The organism is Micromonospora sp. LH3U1, assembly GCF_028475105.1.
Classification (GTDB): domain Bacteria; phylum Actinomycetota; class Actinomycetes; order Mycobacteriales; family Micromonosporaceae; genus Micromonospora.
Genome location: NZ_CP116936.1, coordinates 5,886,239 through 5,904,049 on the forward strand (window position 1 = coordinate 5,886,239; position 17,811 = coordinate 5,904,049).

Sequence of the window (17,811 nt, forward strand, 5' to 3'; positions counted from 1 at the left end):
GGCCCGGGTCAGTCAGCCTGATCCGCGAGCGGACCGGGGACGGGCGTGTCGGCGAACGAGGCGACCGTCCGGTCGGCGTACGCGCTGACGTCACCGGCCTCCATCGGGCCGTCCCAGGTCGTTGGCAGCGGCACCTCGACGGCGGGATTGACCCTCCGGACGATCTCGTCGAGCACCGTCTCCGCGTCGCCCACCCAGAGGTGCTTGGCATCCGGCACCCCGACGACCTCGGCCTGCGGCACCGCGGCGAACCGCTCCCGCGCCTCGGCCGGACGCAGGTAGTCATCGAACTCCGGCACCAGCGCCACCACCGGCCGACCGGAGGCGGCCCAGGTGGCCAGGTCCTCCGGGGCCGAGAAGCGCAACGGCGGGGAGAGCAGGATCGCCCCCGCGATCGCCGGATCGCAGCCGTACTTCAAAGCCAGGTCGGTGCCGAACGACCACCCCACGAGCCAGATGTTGGGCAGCTCGGCGAACTCCGCGTACTCGATGGCGGCGGCCACGTCGTACCGCTCCCCCACCGCGCCGTCGAACGCTCCCTCGCTGGTGCCGCGCAGGCTGCTGGTGCCCCGGGTGTTGAACCGCAGCACGGCCAGGTCGGCCAGCGCGGGCAACCGCCAGGCCGCCTTGCGGAACACGTGGCTGTCCATCATCCCGCCGTGGGTGGGCAGCGGGTGCAGGCAGACCAGGGTGGCCACCGGCGGCCGGTCGGCCGGCAGGGCCAGCTCACCGACCAGCCGTAGACCGTCGGCGGTGTGCAGCTCGATGTCCTCCCGGCGGCCGGGCAGGATCGACGACGCGCGGATCGCTGTGCTCACCACCCAAGTCTGTCCCGAACTCGCCGCCGCCGCCCGCCCAGGCACGAACAGGGTGATCCAGGTCGCTAAGCCCGGGGCGCGGGGCCCCAGCCGGGATCGCTCAGTAGCGCGGGGCGCCCCGGCCGCGCTGCACCGCCGGGCCGCGTCGCTCCCTGGCACGCCAGCAGCCGCTGTGCCAGTGCCGCCGGTCGGTCAGGTCACCCAGGCCGTCCGCCGGCCAGGCCACCAGGTGCGCCACCCCGGGTGGGATCTCCTGGTTACAGCCGGGGCATCGGTACGTCTTGACCGACGCGCCCGCGCCGATCCCGCGTACCTGCCAGGCGCCGTCGGTCCACTGCTGCACCGAGGCGACGCCCTGCCGGACGCGGTCGGCGTCCAGGTTGGCGTTGTCGTCCCGGCGAGGGCGATTGCGACGGGGGCTCACAGTCACCAAGCGTACGGTCCGTCGGGCGGGACCGACCCGGGGCGGTCACCAGGTCTCGGGCTGGTCCAGGTGCTCGGCCACCTGCGCCCCCTCCAGCACGGTGGCCGCGTCCTCCTCGGTGTACCCCTGCGCTGGCCAACCGAAGTCGACGCTCAGATGAGAAGCCTCGGAGAGGCCCAGCAATTCGAGGTAGTCGCCCTGGGGAGAGCGGTAGACCGGTTTGCCGCCGATCGTTCGGTTGCCCTTGTTGCGGGCCTCGGCGACGCCGATCGTGTGACCCAGATCGACCCGGATCCCGGGCGCGCTGGCCCGGGCGACCATCAACAGAACGGCGAGCCGGCCCGGGAGCTCTCCCACCCACGCCTCGCAGCCGGTGATCTGGGTGCCCGGCGGCAGTGCCGTGAGCCGCAGCGGCCCCCCGCAGCGGTACGCCTGGTCCAGCCGCAGCGCGGCGGCGACGTCGAACAGGTCCCTCTGGTCCTTGGCGACCACGCCCGCCCGGGCATACACCCCGGGGGCTGGCTGCCAGTGCCGCAGCCAGATCGGCACACCGTTCAGGCCATCGTCGCGCGACACCGATCCGTCGAAGACGCCGTTCCTGGACAGCTCCGGCACCATCGCCAACACGCCCTGGGCGCCCCTGCGCAGTACGTCGGCCGACGCGGCCAGCTCCAGGGTGACCGTTCGCCCGCCTACGTCGAGTTCGGCGCTCTCCACACCGTCCCGCACCGACCAGTTGAGGTACCGGGGCCCGTTCGGGGCGAACCCGAAGTGCAACACTCCCGCGTCGGCGCCAACCAGGTCCGGGCGGTCGGCCGCTCCCGCTACGCCGTCGGCCCGGGGCGGCATCGCGGCAACCACGGCGTCGGCCGGCCGGCCGAGCCCTGGCGGGACGTCGTCCGAGTCCGAGCCGTGGAGCCCCATCGGACCGATGGCCACGCCCACGCCGAGCACGGCCACCAGGCCGAGGGCGGTGCCAGCGGCGGTACGCCGGCGGCGTAACCGGGTGCGACCCCGGCCCACTGCGGCGGCCAGCAGCCGGTCGGTGTCCACGCTGCCGTCGGCGCGCTCCCGCAGCGTCCGGTTGATCCGCTCGTCGAGGTCGGTCACGATCGGCTCCCGTTCGTGGCCGGGGCACCGCAGCGCGCCCGGAGGTTGGCGAGCGCCCGCATCGCGTGGGTGCGGACGGTGATCGGCGAACACTCCAGGATCTGGGCGATGGTCGCGTCGTCGAGGTCCTCGTAGTAGCGCAGCACCAGCACCGCCCGCTGGCGGTCGGGCAGGCCGAGGATCAGCCGCCACATGGCGTCGCGGTCGGCCGCCTCCCCGCCGACGTCCGCACGGTGTGGCCGGTCGGCGAAGGTGTCGACGGCCACTTCGCGGTTGGATCGGCGGCGCCACCAGGAGTTGTTGGCGTTGACCAGCATCCGGCGCACGTACAGGTCGGGCCGGTCGGCGCGGGAGATCCGACGCCAGTGCACGTACGCCCGGGACAGCACCTCCTGGGTGAGGTCCTCGGCCCGGTGCTCGTCACCGGTCAGCAGCCGGGCCAGCCGGAACAGGGCCGGGCCGCGGCTGCCGACGTACTCCTCGAAGGTCACACCCAGCAGACGCCGCCGGAGCCCTCGGGCGTTGACCTGGTCAGCGGTGCGAGTGGTCGCGGAAGCCGCGGCGGGTCTTGCGGCCCAGGTAGCCGGCGGTGACCAGGTGCTCCAACAGCGGCGCGGGCGCGAAGCCCGGCTCGCGCAGCTCCAGGTACAGCTCGCGCTGAATGGCCAGCGAGACGTCCAGCCCGACCACGTCGAGCAACTCGAACGGGCCCATCGGGTAGCCGCAGCCCAACTTCATCGCGTGGTCGATGTCGTCGGCCGTCGAGTAGCTGGCCTCCAACATCTTCACCGCGTCGTTCAGGTACGGGAAGAGCAGCGCGTTGACGATGAACCCGGACCGGTCGCCGCAGACCACGCCGGTCTTGCCGAGCGTGGCGCAGACCGCCCGGGCGGTGGCGGTGGCCTCCGGCGAGGTGCGGATGGTGCGGACCACCTCGACCAGCGGCATGATCGGCGCCGGGTTGAAGAAGTGCAGCCCCACCACGTCAGCCGGCCGGTGGGTGGCCATCGCCACGTCGATCACCGGCAGCGACGAGGTCGTGGTGGCGAGCACCACGCCCGGCTTGCAGATCTCGTCGAGGCTCGCGAAGAGCGCCTTCTTCACGCTCAACTCCTCGACCACCGCCTCGACGACCAGGTCGACGTCGGCGAGGTGGTCGAGCGCGGCCGACCAGCTGATCCGGCCGAGCGCGGCGTCCCGGTCGGCTTCGGCGAGCTTGCCGCGCACCACGCCCTTGTTCAGCGAGGTCTTCACCGCCTCGCAGACCTTCGCGGACTTCTCCATGCCACGGGTCACCGAGACGACCTCGTAGCCGGCCTTCGCGAAGACCTCGATGATCCCGGTGGCCATCGTCCCGGAGCCCACCACGCCGACCTTGGTGATGGCTCGCGCACCGTCGGCGACCGCCGCCTCCGTGGCCACCGGCGTCGCCTCATCCGGTACGACCACCGGCGAGCCGGGCCGCTCGTAGGTGTAGAAACCCCGACCGGACTTCCGGCCGAGCAGCCCCGCCGTCACCATCTGCTTCAGCAGCGGCACCGGGGCGTGCCGGCGGTCCCGCCCGCCGCGCCGGTACATGGTGTCGAGGATTTCGTACGCGGTGTCCAGGCCGATCAGGTCCATCAGCGCCAGCGGGCCCATCGGCAGGCCGCAGCCGAGCTTCATGGCGGCGTCGATGTCCTCCCGGGTCGCGTAGTGCGACTCGAACATGCTGACGGCGTGGTTGAGGTAGCCGAAGAGCAGCGCGTTGGCGATGAAGCCGGCCCGGTCGTTGATGGTGACGTCGACCTTGCCGAGCCGGGCGCAGAGCGCCTCCACGTCGGCGACCACCTCGGGCGAGGTGACGACCGTGCGGACCACCTCGACCAACTTCATCACCGGCGCCGGGTTGAAGAAGTGGATGCCGATCACCTGGTTGGGCCGGGTGGTGGCCACCGAGATCTCGGTGACGCTCAGCGACGAGGTGTTGGTGGCGAGAATGGTCTCCGGCCGGCAGACCCGGTCCAGCTCCGCGAAGATCCGCTGCTTGAGGTCCAGGTGCTCGGGCACCGCCTCGATGACCAGGTCGACGGAGTGCAGCGCGTCCAGCCCGACCGCGAAGTGCACCCGCTCGTGCAGGGCGTCGCGGTCCGCCGCGGCGAGCTTGCCCTTGGCCACCGCCCGGTCGGTGGAGCCGGTGAGGGTGGCCCGACCACGTTCCAGCGCCGGCTCGGAGATCTCGACCGCCAGCACATCGATGCCGTTGCGGGCGAAGACCTCGACGATGCCTGCACCCATGGTGCCCAGCCCCACCACGCCCACGGTGCTGAACTCGCGCGCCATGACCAGCCTCCCCAGAGACTCCGCACGACCACTGAACGGCCGCTAAGGTTATGCGCGCGAGTCTGCCACGTGACGCTGGGTTGTCGAGGCGCCGTGGCATATTTCACCCACGGCTGCGCCCCGTGACCCGGGCCCGCCTCTAGGCGGCGGGCACGGTGGTGAGGGCCAGCAGCTCCGCGACGAACTCCGCCGGGCGCTCCAGGTGCGGGCTGTGACCACAGCCGGGCAGCACCACCTCGTGGTACGCACCGCCGGCCGCCGCGTACCGCTCCAGCACCGCCCGGGTCTGGCCGACCATCGGCTGCGGCGGGCAGGCCTCCTCGCCGGGCCAGCCGGGCACGAGACCCAGCGAACCCAGGTACGCCAGGTCGAACAGCGAGGTGTCCGAGACGATGACGTCGGCGTCGCCGCGTACCCAGGTGATCGAGGGTTTGTCGGCGACGGCCACCAACTCGTCGGCGAGCCGGAACCAGGTCGGCGCGAGCGCGTTGAGCACGCCGCGCTCCCCCGGCGCGGTGCCCGGCCAGTTATCCGAGGGCACCGCCGTTCCGGGGTAGTTGTCGTCCCCGGTGGCGGTGGAGAGCACGGTGTCCAGCAGCAGTTCCTCGTCCGTGCCCAGCGAGGCCGGATCGGCCACGTAGGTGGCCCGCAGCACGGCGCGCGGGCTCGCCGGAGCCTCGGTCTCACGGTCGCCGGCGGCGAGCCGGGCGACGAAGTCCGGGTTCGCCGTGCCGGCGCCGGTGCCGGCGAAGTCGGGGGTGGTCGGCGTGCCGGCCAGGTCGCGGGTGCCGCCGAAACCGTACGGGGAGACCGGTGCCGCGAGCAGCAGCGCGCCCACCCGGTGCGGATGGTCGACCAGCAGTCGCATCGCCACTCCGCCACCGAGGGAGTGCCCGACCACCACCGGACGAGCGTCGGCACCGAAGAGCGTCGGATCGTCCAGCAGGGCGGCTACATCGTCGGCGAAGTCCCGCAGGCCTCGGGTGGCGTCAACCGGGGCCGTCTCGGAGTCGCCGTACCCCCGCAGGTCGGGGGCGACCACCCGCAGCGTCGGCGGCAGACGCCGGACCAGCGGCTCCCAGAACAGCGCGGACGAGCAGTTGCCGTGGATCAGCAGCACCGGTGTGCCATCCGGCGGGCCGGCCACCCGTACCGCCTGGGTGATGCCGTTCGCCGTCACGGTCCGCTGCTCGGTCTCCATCCGCGGCATGCTGCCACGCCGGCCTTCGCCGGTCCAGGTGCCGGAGAGCCACCCGGCGGCGCTGCCCGGTGTGGCCGACCGCCAGGACATCCCGGCGGGTGCCGGCGCGCGGTCAGCGCCGCGCGCTGGGCGGCGTGGCCAACGGCAGCGGCAGTGTCGGTCGGACGTCCCGCCGGGACGGACCGAAGCTGAGCCCCACCGGATCGGTGTGCGCCACCCCGGGATCGAACAGGCGCAGCTCGGTACGGCCGAGCCGGATCACGTCGCCGTCGGAGAGTCGTTCCACCTCGGTGATCCGGCGATCGTTGAGCCAGGTGCCGTTGGTGGAGCCCAGGTCCCGCAGTGACGGGCCTTCCGGGGTCAACCACACCTCAGCGTGGCAACGGCTCAGGTGCGGGTCGTTGATCACCACGTGGCAGGTCGGCGCCCGGCCGATCACCTGCGCTTCGACCCGCAGTCGAAAGCTCGCCCCGCGCATCGGCCCACCCGCGACCGTCAACAGCGGCATCAGTTCCGGACGTTCCTCCATGGACAGTCAGCCCTCCACCCCGCACCGTCACTCCGCGCGTCAGCTTGCCATCAGACAGTAGTCGGCAATACCGACCGGCCGGTCAGCTCCTCGTCACCTCCCGGCCATCTACCGTTCGACGATTCGGGCGGGCCGCACTCGTCATCACTTCCCTGACCTGCACTGATCAACGATCGGTCGGGGCGGTGCGACGCCGGTCACACCGACCCGGATCGGAGACCTACCGGCGAGTAATTCTCGGGTCTAGACTTCCGCCATGACGGCTGTGCATGTCCCGGGTGTCCCGGTCATCGAGGCGGGCCGGCTGGTTTCGACCAGCCCGGCCACCGGCGCTGAGGCCGGTCGCCTCCCGGTCGCCACCGACGACGACGTGCGGCGGGCTGTCGACCGCGCCCGCGCGGCCAGCGAGTGGTGGGCCGGGCTCAGCTTCACCGGCCGCCGCGAACGGCTGCTGCGGTGGCGCGCTCTGCTCGCCAAGCGGATCGAAGAGTTGGCCGAGCTGGTGCACGTCGAGGGCGGCAAGCCGATCGCCGACGCCATCGTCGAGATCGTCACCGCGATCGAGCACATCGACTGGGCCGCCCGCAACGCCGGCCGCGTGCTCGGCCCGCGCCGGGTGCGGTCCCGGCTCATCCTCGCCGAGTTCTCCGGGCACCTCGAATACCAGCCGTACGGCGTGGTCGGCGTGATCGGGCCGTGGAACTATCCGGTCTTCACGCCGATCGGCTCCGCCGCGTACGCGCTGGCCGCCGGCAACGCCGTGGTGCTCAAGCCGAGCGAGTACACGCCCGCCGTCGGCCAGTGGCTGGTGGACAGCTTCGCCGAGGTGGTGCCCGAGCAGCCGGTGTTCACCGCCGTGCACGGGTTGGGCGACGTGGGCGCGGCGCTGTGCCGGTCCGGCGTCAACAAGCTGGCCTTCACCGGCTCAACCGCCACCGCCCGGAAGGTGATGGCCGCCTGCGCGGAGACGTTGACCCCGGTGCTGATCGAGGGCGGCGGCAAGGACGCCATGATCGTCGACAGCGACGCCGATCTGGACGCCGCCGCCGAGGCGTGCGTCTGGGGCGGCATGACCAACGCCGGTCAGACCTGCATCGGCATCGAGCGGGTGTACGCCGTCGACTCGGTCTTCGACGCCTTCGTCGACAAGGTGGTGGCCCGCGCCGGTCAGCTGACCGTCGGGGCGGAGGGCACCGACATCGGCCCGATCACCATGCCCAAACAGCTCGACGTGATCCGCCGGCACATCGACGCGGCGATCACCTCGGGCGGACGTGCCGTGCTCGGCGGCCCGAGCGCGGTGCAGCCGCCGTACGTCCACCCGACCGTGCTCGTGGACGTCCCGGAGGATTCGGCCGCCGTCCGCGAGGAGACCTTCGGCCCCACGCTGACCATCAGCCGGGTCCGCGACGCCGACGAGGCCGTCGCCCGCGCCAACGCCCTGTCGTACGGCCTGGGCGGTTCGGTCTTCGGCCGACGGCGCGCGGTGGCCATCGCCCGGCGGCTGCGCTCCGGAATGGCCTCGATCAACTCCACCCTGACCTTCGCAGGCATGTCCACCCTGCCGTTCGGCGGGGTCGGCGACTCCGGTTTCGGGCGGATCCATGGGGAGGACGGGCTGCGCGAATTCGGCCGGGCCAAGGCGATCACCCGGCGTCGCGCACGATCGCTACTGCCGTCGATGACCTTCGAACGGACCCCGACCGACGTGGCCCGACTCGTCAAGGCCATCAAGGTGATGTACGGAAGGTGATTGTCGGATAGCCGATCTTCAACAAAGATCGGCGTATCCGCATGTTTGTACCCCGTGTTCACGGCGGTACATTGCGTTAAATGGGCCACAATCGATTGCGCTACCGCCTTGTCGACAGTGACCAGTCATGGAGCGCCCGGCGGCGTCGCCACCGCGCGGACTGGCTGGCACGCACCTTCCCCGACATCGGCGACATGCACGTGGTCGATCTCGGCGGCCGGCTCGGCACCTGGCACCGCGCCACCGTCCGGCCAGCCCGGGTGACCGTCGTCAACCTGGAGCAGCCGCCCGCCGTCGTGCCGGACTGGGCCCACGTCGAACAGGCCGACGCCTGCGACCTGCCGTCGCACCTCGCCAAGGGCGACTACGACATGGTCTTCTCAAACTCCGTGCTGGAGCATGTGGGCGGGCACGAACGCCGGCTGCGCTTCGCCGCCACCACCCGCTCACTGGCCGACCGGCACTGGGTGCAGACGCCCTACCGCTACTTCCCCATCGAGCCACACTGGATCGCACCCGGGATGCAGTTCCTACCGGTACGCCTACGCACCGCGCTCGCCCAACGCTGGCCGTTGGGGCACAAGCCGACCCGCAGCCATGACGTCGCCATCCACCAGGTGCTCTGGACCGAACTGCTGGACCGCTCGCAGATGCGCCACTACTTCCCCGACTCGAGCATGCTGGTCGAGCGGGTGTTCGGCCTACCCAAGTCTCTGATCGCGGTGCGTACCGGGAGCTGAGCCGATCAGAAGAGGGTCAGCTCGTCCTTCTCGATGCCCCGCAGCTTGTCGTAGTTCACGACCACACACCGGATGCCCCGGTCGGTGGCGAGCACCCGGGCCTGCGGCTTGATCTCCTGGGCTGCGAAGACGCCGGCAACCGGGCTGAGCAGCGGGTCACGATTCATCAACTCGAGATAGCGGGTCAACTGCTCCACCCCGTCGATGTCGCCACGCCGCTTGACCTCCACGGCGACCGCACCGGAGTTCGCGTCCCGGCAGAGCAGGTCGACCGGGCCGATCGCCGTCATGTACTCGCGGCGGACCAGCGTGAACCCCTCGCCCAGGGCGCCAGGGTTGGCGGCCAACAACTCCTGCAGGTGCGCCTCCACCCCGTCCTTGCGCAGGCCCGGATCAACACCCAGCTCGTACGAGGTGTCCTGGAAGATCTCCTCCAGGGTGATCCGTAGCTCCTCGCCAGCCTTGTTGACCACCCGCCACACACCGGGGGCCTCCTCCAGCCGACACGGGGGGCTCATCCAGTTCAACGGCTTGTACGCCCGGTCGTCGGCATGAATCGACACCGACCCGTCCGCCTTCACCATCAGCAACCGGGTGGCCAGCGGCAGGTGAGCCGAGAGCCGTCCGACGTAGTCCACCGAGCACTTCGCAATGACCAACCGCACCCGACGAGGGTAACCGAGTACCCACCAGTCGCCAGCGAGCGGCACTGGCGCGTCGATGCGATGCTGGGTTCGTGTTCGAAGTCCTCACCGGCACTGGCCTCGCCGCATCGGCGGGCCTGAACGCCTACATACCCCTGCTCATCCTCGGTCTCCTCGGCCGCTACACCGACCTGATCGACCTCCCCAGCGGCTGGACCTGGCTCGGCAACGGCTGGGTCATCGTCATCCTGGCCGTGCTGCTGGTCGTCGAGACGGTGGCGGACAAGGTGCCCGTGGTCGACCACATCAACGACGTGGTGCAGACCATGGTCCGGCCCACCGCCGGCGGCCTGGCCTTCGGCGCCGGATCCTCGTCGGAGACGGTGACGGTCAGCGACCCGGGGAGCTTCTTCTCGTCCCATCAGTGGGTGCCGGTCGTCACCGGCGTGCTGCTGGCGTTGGGTGTGCACCTGCTCAAGTCCGCGGCACGACCCGTCATCAACGCGACCACCGCCGGGTTCGGCGCCCCGGTCGCCAGCACCGCCGAGGACGCCACCAGCGTGGTGGTCTCCCTGGTGGCGATCATCCTGCCGGTGTTGGTGCTGGCTTTCCTGCTGGGCCTGGTGGTCTTCATCTTCTGGTTCTTCCGCCGACGCTCCGAACGCCGCCGGGAACGCGAAGCGGCTCGCGCCGCCGGTTTCCGAGTCTGACAAGGTCGTACGCCGCTGGCCGGCACCCGGGACCGGGCGGGATGGCTTGATCGACTCGGGTTCCTGGAATCCGGGGCGTCCCGGGCGTCGGGACACCGCGCCGTCAAGGAAAGCGAGTCGATCAAGTCGTCGCGGGGCGTTCGGGCGCGGATCTGCCGATCGGCCGGGGGCCATATCGGGGCAGGAAAGAGCGACAAAAGCCTACGATCGGGCAAAAGACTAGAGGAGGTTGGCATGACTGCAGCGTTGGAGATGCCCCGAGTCCAGGAATGTGTGGTCGCCGCGTGCGCGTACAACCAGTCGGGTGACTGCCACGCCTTCGCGATCACGATCGGCAGCATGGATCACGCGCACTGCCACACCTTCGTCGAGTCGCCGATCCGGGGCGGTGTGGACAGCCTGATCGCCCAGGTTGGCGCCTGTCAGCGCTCCGACTGCCGGCACAACGAGCAGTTGGAGTGTCACGCGGCGTCCATCCGGGTCGGCCCGGACAACGACATGGCCGACTGCATGACGTACGCCGGCCGCTGACCCAGCGAGCTCTGAAGCAGAGCCGGATCAGGGCAGGTCGTTGGCGCTCCGGATGACCGTCACCAGGTCGTCGATGATGCCGGTGAGGGCGAAGTCCCTCGGGGTGAAGACCCGGGCAACCCCGGCGGCCCGGAGCGTGTCCGCGTCACCGGCGGGGATGATGCCGCCCACGACCACCGGTAGGTCCGCCCGGCCGGCGGCGCGCAGCCCGTCGAGCACCGCGGGCACGGCGGCCAGGTGCGACCCGGAGAGCACGGACAGCCCGACCAGGTCGACGTCCTCCTCGACGGCAGCGGCGACGATCTGCCCTGCGGTCAGCCGGATGCCCTGGTAGATGACCTCGAAGCCGGCATCGCGGGCGCGTACCGCGATCTGCTCCGCGCCGTTGGAGTGCCCGTCCAGGCCGGGTTTGCCGACCAGGAGCCGCAGCCGACCGCTGCCCAACTCCCGGGCGGTGGCGGTGACCCGCTCGCGGACGGCCGCGAGGCCCGGGTCGCCCGCGCTGCCGGTGGCGCCGGCCAGGCCGGTCGGCGCCCGGTACTCACCGAAGACCTGACGCAGCGCGCCGGCCCACTCGCCGGTGGTCACCCCGGCACGCACGCACTCCAGGGTGGCCGGCATCAGGTTCGTGGTGGTCGCGGCGTCCGCGCGCAGCCGGGAAAGAGCCGCGTCGACGGCGGTCGCGTCCCGGTCGGCCCGCCACCGGTGTACGCCGTCAGCGGCGGCCGCCTCGACCGCGGGGTCGACCTGCTCGACGGCTTCCGCACCGGCGGCGGTCAGCGGGGAGGGTTCCGTCTCGGCGTACCGGTTGACCCCGACCACGACGTCGGCCCCGGACTCCATTCGGCGACGGCGCTCGGCCAGTGCGGCGACCAGGGCGCTCTTGAGGTAGCCGGTCTCCACGGCGGCGACCACACCGCCCAACTCCAGCACCTTGTCCAGTTCGACCCGCGCCCCGGTGACGATCTCGTCGACCAGCGCGGTCATCACGTGCGAGCCGGCGAAGAGGTCGGGGTATTCGAGCAGATCCGACTCGTACGCCAGGACCTGCTGCATCCGCAGTGACCACTGCTGGTCCCAGGGGCGGGGTAGGCCGAGCGCCTCGTTCCAGGCTGGCAGTTGCACCGCACGGGCCCGGGCATCGCGGGACATCGTCACGCCGAGCATCTCCAGCACGATGCGCTGGATGTTGTTCTCCGGCTGCGCCTCGGTGAGGCCGAGCGAGTTGACCTGCACGCCGTAGCGGAACCGACGTTGTTTGGCCTCGGTGACCCCGTACCGGTCCCGGGTGATCTGGTCCCAGAGCACGCCGAACGCGCGCATCTTGGCGATCTCCTCGACGAAGCGCACCCCGGCGTTGACGAAGAACGAGATCCGCTGGACCACGTCGCCCATCCGCTCGGCCGGCACCTGACCGGAGTCGCGGACCGCGTCGAGCACGGCGACGGCGGTAGCTAGCGCGAAGCCGACCTCCTGCACGGGCGTGGCGCCGGCCTCCTGGAGGTGGTACGAGCAGATGTTGACCGGGTTCCACCGCGGCATCTCGCTCAGCGTGTATGCCACGACGTCGGCGGTCAGCCGCAGCGACGCCGCCGGCGGGAAGATGTACGTGCCCCGGGACAGGTACTCCTTGATGATGTCGTTCTGCGTGGTGCCGGCGCAGCGGGCCAGCTCGGCGCCCTGCTCCAGCCCCACGGTGCCGTAGAGGGCGAGCATCCACATCGCCGGGGCGTTGATGGTCATCGAGGTGTTCATGTCGGCGAGCGGAAGGCCGTCGAAGAGGGCCCGCATGTCGCCGAGGTGGGCCACCGGCACACCGACCCGGCCGACCTCACCGGCGGCCAGTTCGTGGTCCGGGTCGTACCCGGTCTGGGTGGGCAGGTCGAAGGCGACCGAGAGGCCGGTTTGCCCCTTCGCCAGGTTGCGGCGGAAGAGGGCGTTGGTCGCCGCGGCCGACGAGTGGCCGGCGTAGGTGCGCATCACCCACGGGCGGTCCCGCTCGGGCAGTCGAGGCGAAGATGCCGTCTCATCCATGGCCGGAGTTTAAGTTACCGTTCAGTAAAAGGGGCTGTGGAAAACCACACAGGTCCATGTCGGGGACGTCCGGGTGCCAAACGGGCGCAATGGCGCGGACCGCCATACCCGGGGCACCAGGCAGCCCTGGTCAGGCGCACACTGGACGCCATGGATGATGAGTTGGCGATCTCCGTACGGGGGCTGCGCAAGGCGTACGGCGAAAACGTGGCGGTTGCTGGCGTGGATCTCGACGTGCACCGTGGCGAGGTGTTCGCGTTGCTCGGCCCGAACGGCGCCGGCAAGACCACAACCGTGGAGATCCTGGAGGGTTACCGACACCGGGATGCCGGCGAGGTCTCCGTGCTCGGCGCGGACCCGGCCAAACCTGACGCCGACTGGCGCTCCCGGGTCGGCATCGTGCTCCAGGGCACCGGCGAGTTCGACGAGCTGACCGTGGCCGAGGTGATCCGGCACTTCTCCGGCTTCTACCCGGACGCCGACGACCCGGAGAAGGTGATCGAGCGGGTCGGGCTGGCCGGCAAGGCGAAGGCCCGCACACACACTCTCTCCGGCGGGCAGAAGCGCCGCCTGGACGTGGCCCTGGGCATCATCGGCCGCCCCGAGTTGCTCTTCCTCGACGAGCCGACCACCGGCTTCGACCCGGAGGCCCGCCGCGAGTTCTGGGAGCTGATCCGCGACCTCGCGGCGGCCGGCACCACCATCGTGCTCACCACCCACTACCTGGACGAGGCCGAGTCCCTCGCCGACCGGGTCGGCGTGATCGCCGGCGGTCGGCTGGTCGAGGTGGCCGCTCCCAACCGGCTGGGCAATCGGCAGGAGGCCCTGGCGACGGTCTCCTGGCGTACCCCGGAAGGGACGCTGGAGAGCGCGCAGAGCGCGACGCCGACGGCCTTCGTGGCCGACCTCGCCGCGCGTCACGGCGGCGAGGTCCCCGGGCTCACGGTGACCCGGCCAACCCTGGAGGACGTCTACCTCACCATGATCGGACACGCGCGATGACGACCACGACGAAGCCGGCGACGCCGGTCACCGCGACCCGCGGCCGGCGGCCGGGGGCGGGCGCGCTCGCCCTGCGCCAGGGTCGGCTGGAGATCACCCAGTTCCTGCGCAGCCGGGAGTCCGTGGTCTTCACGATGGGCTTCCCCATCATCATGATCCTGATCTTCGCGGCGATCTTCGACGGCACGATCGGCGGCGGGGTCAAGTTCACCCAATACTTCATCACCGGCATGATCGCGACCGGCCTGATGACGGTGAGCTTCCAGAACCTCGGCATCTGGATCCCGATCGAGCGGGACCGGGGCGTGCTCAAGCGCTACCGGGGCACGCCGATGCCGAAGTGGGTCTGGTTCGCCGGCAAGGTGATCATGGTGGTGGCGATCGGCATCGCCGAGACCGCGCTGCTGCTGGCCGTCGCGGTGGCGCTGTTCGACCTCGACCTGCCGGGCACCGCCGGCAAGTGGCTCACCTTCGGCTGGGTCGCCGTGCTCGGGGTGACCGCGTGCACGCTGTGCGGCATCGCGATCTCGTCGCTGGCCCGCACCGCCCGCAGCGGCTCGGCGGTGGTCACCCCGGTCGCCCTGGTGCTCCAGTTCATCTCCGGGGTGTTCTTCGTCTTCACCGACCTGCCCACCTGGATGCAGCAGGTGGCGGCGCTGTTCCCGCTCAAGTGGATGTGCCAGGGGCTGCGGTCGGTCTTCCTGCCCGAGAGCTTCGGCGCTCAGGAGCCGGGCGGCTCGTTCGAGCTGGGCCGAGTCGCGCTAGTACTGGCCCTGTGGTGCGTGATCGGTGTGGTGCTCTGCATGACCACCTTCCGCTGGACCACCAAACGAGACGGCTAACCGCCCCACCCCCACGCCCCGCCCCTCCCCTCCCCGCGCCCGCGCCCCTCCCCGCCGATCTAGGGCTCGTTGTCGTTTGTTGATCTCCAACGACAGCGCTTTGCCCTAGATCGACGGGGAGGGGCGGCGGGGAGGGGCGGCGGGGCGCGGGGCGGTGGGTTTAGTACGTGTAGAAGCCCTTGCCGGTTTTGCGGCCCAGGTCACCGGCGGTGACCATCCGCTGGAGCAACTCCGGCGGGAAGAACTTCTCGTCGGCGGTGTCGGTGTAGATGTTCTTCGAGGCGTGCAGGAGCACGTCCACGCCGGTCAGGTCGGTGGTGGCCAGTGGGCCCATCGCGTGACCGAAGCCCAGCCGGCAGGCCGTGTCCAGGTCTTCTGCGGACACCACGCCGGACTCGACCAGCTTGACCGCCTCCACCACCAGGGCGGAGATCAGCCGGGTGGTGACGAAGCCGGCGATGTCCCGGTTGACCACCACCACCGTCTTGCCGATCTCCTCGGCGAAGGCCCGTGCGGTGTCCAGCGTGGCGTCGCTGGTCTTGTAACCGCGAACCAGCTCGCAGAGCTGCATCATCGGCACCGGGGAGAAGAAGTGGGTGCCGACGACCGCCTCGGGCCGCTCGGTCACGGCGGCGATCTGGGTGACCGGAATGGCCGAGGTGTTGGTGGCGAGCACCGCGTCCGACTTGCAGATCTTGTCCAGGGCGCGGAACACCTCGTGCTTGATCTCCAGCCGCTCGAAGACCGCCTCGACCACGATGTCCGCGTCCGCCGCCGCCTCCAGATCGGTGGTCGGGGTGATCCGGGCGAGCGTCTCCTCGACCTCGGACGCCTCGATCCGGCCCTTCTCGGCGAACTTCTCCAGCGACTTCCGGATGCCGCCGAGCCCTCGGGTGGTGGCGGCCTCGTCCAGGTCGCGCAGCGTCACCTGCCAGCCCGCCTGCGCCGCCACCTGGGCGATGCCAGAACCCATCAACCCAGCCCCGACGACCGCGAGTCGACCCGCCATCTACTTCTCCCTCGCTGCGATTGAGTGCCTGCCTGCACCCTAGTCGGCGAGCCTGAACGACGACTAAGGGGCTGTCGGGAGACCCAACAGCCCCTGGCCTGGTCGGCGTCGGCGTCAGATGTCCAGCGAGGGTTCCTCCGGCGTGGTGCCCCGCTCGACCGCCACCCCGAGTGCACGCAGGTCGGCCACGAAGTCCGGGTAGCCCCGGTCGACGTGGTGCACGTGGGAGACCTCGGTGACCCCCTCGGCGCAGAGCCCCGCGATGATCAACCCCGCGCCCGCGCGGATGTCGGTGGCCCGCACCGGGGCACCGGAGAGCCTGTCCCGTCCGCGGACCACCGCGTGGTGCCCGTCGGTCTTGATGTCCGCGCCGAGCCGCATCATCTCGTTGGCGAACATGAACCGACCGTCGAAGATGTTCTCGGTGATCAGGGAGGCTCCGTCGCTGACCGCCGCCAGCCCGATCGCCATCGGCAGCAGGTCGGTGGCGAAGCCGGGATACGGCAGCGTCACCACGTCCACCGCCCGGGGTCGGTCGTCCATTCGTACGCGGAAGCCGTCCCCCCGGGTCTCCACCAGGCCGCCGGCCGCCACCACCTTGTCCAGCGCGACCTCCAGGTACGCCGGATCCAGCCCGGTCACCGTCACGTCTCCGCGGGTCATCGCCGCGCCGAACGCCCAGGTGCCGGCGACGATCCGGTCCCCCACCGTGGCGTGCCGCACCGGGCGCAGACCGGGCACCCCGGTGATCCGCAGCGTGGATGTGCCCGCGCCGGAGATCCGCGCGCCCATCTCGTTGAGCATCGTGCAGATGTCGACGATCTCCGGCTCCCGGGCCGCGTTGTCGATCATCGTGGTGCCCTGGGCCAGCACCGCCGCCATCACCAGGTTCTCGGTCGCACCGACACTGGGGAAGTCCAACACGATGTCCGCGCCGCGCAGCCCGTGCGGGGCGGAGGCGATGACGAACCCATGTTCACCGGAGATCTCCGCGCCCATCCGGGTCAGCCCGGAGACGTGCATGTCCAGCCCACGTGACCCGATGGCATCGCCGCCGGGATGGGCCACCCGCACGTACCCTCGGCGGGCCAGCAGCGGGCCGAGCACACAGATCGACGCCCGCAACCGTCGGACCAGGTCGTAGTCGGCTTCCGCGCCCGGCTGGTCGGGCACGTCGATGGTCACCGAACGGGACCGGGCCACGCCACCGCGAGCGACCATCGGGTCGACCGGGTCGTCCGCGTCGAACTGGACGTCGCAGCCCAGCCGGCGCAGCACCTCCCCCATGATCGCGATGTCGGTGATCCGTGGGACGTTCGTGATCACGCTGCGGCCCGGTGCGAGCAGCGCGGCGGCCATCAGTTTCAGCGCCGAGTTCTTGGCGCCAACCACGTGCACCGTGCCGGCCAGTCGGGCGTCACCGTGGACCCGGATGACGTCGACATCGTTGACCGCCGCATCGCCAGCGTCGCCAGGGCCCGCCACCACCGGCCAACTGGCGGTGCTGTCCGGCCGCACCGGGATCGTCAGATCGGGAATCCGTAGGCTGTGCGTCATGGCCGTCCACCTCACGCGCATCTACACCAAGGCCGGCGATGCCGGCATGACCAGGCTGAGCAACAACGAGCAGGTGCCGAAGACCGATCCACGGATCGCCGCGTACGCGGATGTCGACGAGTGCAACGCGGCGATCGGCGTCGCGCTCGCCCTGGGCGAGCTCGACGACGAACTGCGCGGTGTGCTGGGGTCGGTGCAGAACGACCTGTTCGACGTCGGCGCCGACCTGTCCACCCCGGTCGAGCCGGAGCCGAAGTATCCGCCGCTGCGGGTGACCGAGGAGTACGTCGAGCGCCTGGAGGGCTGGTGCGACGAGTACAACGCACGCCTGAGCAAGCTCGACTCCTTCATCCTCCCCGGCGGCACCGCGGGTGCGGCGCTGCTGCACGTGGCGCGGACCGTCGCCCGGCGTGCGGAACGGGCGGCGTGGGCGCTGGTCAGCCACGATCCGGAACGGACCAGCACGCTCCCGGCAAAGTATCTCAACCGGCTCTCCGATCTGCTCTTTATCCTGTCAAGAACGGCAAATCCGGCTGGAGATGTGTTATGGGTGCCGGGCGGCAAGCGCTGAACGTCGGTGCTCTG

18 protein-coding genes are annotated in these 17,811 nt (G+C 70.8%); 7 read left to right on the plus strand and 11 right to left on the minus strand.

The window, feature by feature from the left end; all coding sequences use genetic code 11:
* Positions 1–8 precede the first annotated feature (8 nt).
* The 7 genes from PCA76_RS26945 to PCA76_RS26975 form a co-directional block, all read right to left on the minus strand.
* Complete coding sequence (locus PCA76_RS26945; RefSeq protein ID WP_272613248.1) at positions 9–818, minus strand: alpha/beta hydrolase; 810 nt, start codon at positions 816–818, stop codon at positions 9–11.
* A 100-nt stretch (positions 819–918) separates the two neighbouring features.
* Positions 919–1,242 carry a hypothetical protein gene (locus PCA76_RS26950; protein ID WP_272613249.1) on the minus strand — a complete coding sequence of 108 codons (324 nt, stop codon included), beginning with the start codon at positions 1,240–1,242 and terminating at the stop codon, positions 919–921.
* Between the two features lie 45 nt (positions 1,243–1,287).
* Positions 1,288–2,352, minus strand: coding sequence for a hypothetical protein (locus tag PCA76_RS26955; protein ID WP_272613250.1), 1,065 nt, complete (start codon positions 2,350–2,352; stop codon positions 1,288–1,290).
* The gene (locus PCA76_RS26960) at positions 2,349–2,843 is read right to left on the minus strand and encodes a SigE family RNA polymerase sigma factor (protein WP_272613251.1); all 495 of its coding nucleotides are present in this window, start codon (positions 2,841–2,843) and stop codon (positions 2,349–2,351) included. The genes PCA76_RS26955 and PCA76_RS26960 overlap by 4 nt, the downstream gene beginning before the upstream one ends.
* A 40-nt stretch (positions 2,844–2,883) precedes the next feature.
* Complete coding sequence (locus PCA76_RS26965; protein WP_272613252.1) at positions 2,884–4,674, minus strand: 3-hydroxyacyl-CoA dehydrogenase family protein; 1,791 nt, start codon at positions 4,672–4,674, stop codon at positions 2,884–2,886.
* Positions 4,675–4,813: 139 nt separating this feature from the next.
* Complete coding sequence (locus PCA76_RS26970; protein WP_442930284.1) at positions 4,814–5,884, minus strand: alpha/beta fold hydrolase; 1,071 nt, start codon at positions 5,882–5,884, stop codon at positions 4,814–4,816.
* 103 nt (positions 5,885–5,987) lie between these two features.
* Complete coding sequence (locus tag PCA76_RS26975) at positions 5,988–6,404, minus strand: FHA domain-containing protein (protein ID WP_272613254.1); 417 nt, start codon at positions 6,402–6,404, stop codon at positions 5,988–5,990.
* Positions 6,405–6,660: 256 nt separating this feature from the next.
* On the opposite strand from PCA76_RS26975, the gene PCA76_RS26980 reads away from it, so the two are divergent.
* Together PCA76_RS26980 and PCA76_RS26985 are read left to right on the plus strand one after the other, a co-directional pair.
* Positions 6,661–8,157 (plus strand): aldehyde dehydrogenase family protein, encoded by a 1,497-nt coding sequence (locus PCA76_RS26980; protein ID WP_272613255.1) that lies wholly within the window; start codon positions 6,661–6,663, stop codon positions 8,155–8,157.
* A gap of 80 nt (positions 8,158–8,237) precedes the next feature.
* Entirely contained in the window at positions 8,238–8,897 is a 660-nt protein-coding gene (locus PCA76_RS26985; RefSeq protein ID WP_272613256.1) for a class I SAM-dependent methyltransferase, read from the plus strand.
* A 5-nt stretch (positions 8,898–8,902) separates the two neighbouring features.
* Here the strand turns inward: PCA76_RS26985 and nucS are convergent, their stop codons facing one another.
* On the minus strand, positions 8,903–9,562 hold the full coding sequence (gene nucS, locus PCA76_RS26990) for an endonuclease NucS (RefSeq protein WP_272613257.1): 660 nt from the start codon (positions 9,560–9,562) through the stop codon (positions 8,903–8,905).
* 71 nt (positions 9,563–9,633) lie between these two features.
* Between nucS and PCA76_RS26995 the strand changes: the two genes are divergently transcribed.
* Together PCA76_RS26995 and PCA76_RS27000 are read left to right on the plus strand one after the other, a co-directional pair.
* Positions 9,634–10,251 (plus strand): DUF4126 domain-containing protein, encoded by a 618-nt coding sequence (locus PCA76_RS26995; RefSeq protein WP_272613260.1) that lies wholly within the window; start codon positions 9,634–9,636, stop codon positions 10,249–10,251.
* A gap of 234 nt (positions 10,252–10,485) precedes the next feature.
* Positions 10,486–10,782, plus strand: a complete 297-nt coding sequence (locus PCA76_RS27000; RefSeq protein ID WP_272613262.1) for a DUF1540 domain-containing protein — start codon at positions 10,486–10,488, stop codon at positions 10,780–10,782.
* Between the two features lie 27 nt (positions 10,783–10,809).
* Here the strand turns inward: PCA76_RS27000 and PCA76_RS27005 are convergent, their stop codons facing one another.
* Complete coding sequence (locus PCA76_RS27005) at positions 10,810–12,816, minus strand: protein meaA (protein ID WP_272613264.1); 2,007 nt, start codon at positions 12,814–12,816, stop codon at positions 10,810–10,812.
* 150 nt (positions 12,817–12,966) lie between these two features.
* On the opposite strand from PCA76_RS27005, the gene PCA76_RS27010 reads away from it, so the two are divergent.
* Positions 12,967–13,818 carry an ABC transporter ATP-binding protein gene (locus PCA76_RS27010; protein WP_272613265.1) on the plus strand — a complete coding sequence of 284 codons (852 nt, stop codon included), beginning with the start codon at positions 12,967–12,969 and terminating at the stop codon, positions 13,816–13,818.
* Positions 13,815–14,660: an ABC transporter permease gene (locus PCA76_RS27015; protein WP_272613266.1), complete on the plus strand. Its 846-nt coding sequence runs from the start codon at positions 13,815–13,817 to the stop codon at positions 14,658–14,660. Before PCA76_RS27010 ends, PCA76_RS27015 begins: the two co-directional genes overlap by 4 nt.
* A gap of 160 nt (positions 14,661–14,820) precedes the next feature.
* Here the strand turns inward: PCA76_RS27015 and PCA76_RS27020 are convergent, their stop codons facing one another.
* Positions 14,821–15,669, minus strand: a complete 849-nt coding sequence (locus tag PCA76_RS27020) for a 3-hydroxyacyl-CoA dehydrogenase family protein (RefSeq protein WP_272613267.1) — start codon at positions 15,667–15,669, stop codon at positions 14,821–14,823.
* A gap of 114 nt (positions 15,670–15,783) precedes the next feature.
* Entirely contained in the window at positions 15,784–17,226 is a 1,443-nt protein-coding gene (gene murA, locus PCA76_RS27025) for a UDP-N-acetylglucosamine 1-carboxyvinyltransferase (protein ID WP_272613268.1), read from the minus strand.
* On the opposite strand from murA, the gene PCA76_RS27030 reads away from it, so the two are divergent.
* Entirely contained in the window at positions 17,225–17,797 is a 573-nt protein-coding gene (locus tag PCA76_RS27030) for a cob(I)yrinic acid a,c-diamide adenosyltransferase (protein ID WP_272613269.1), read from the plus strand. The two genes, murA and PCA76_RS27030, sit on opposite strands and share 2 nt — an antisense overlap.
* Positions 17,798–17,811: the final 14 nt, after the last annotated feature.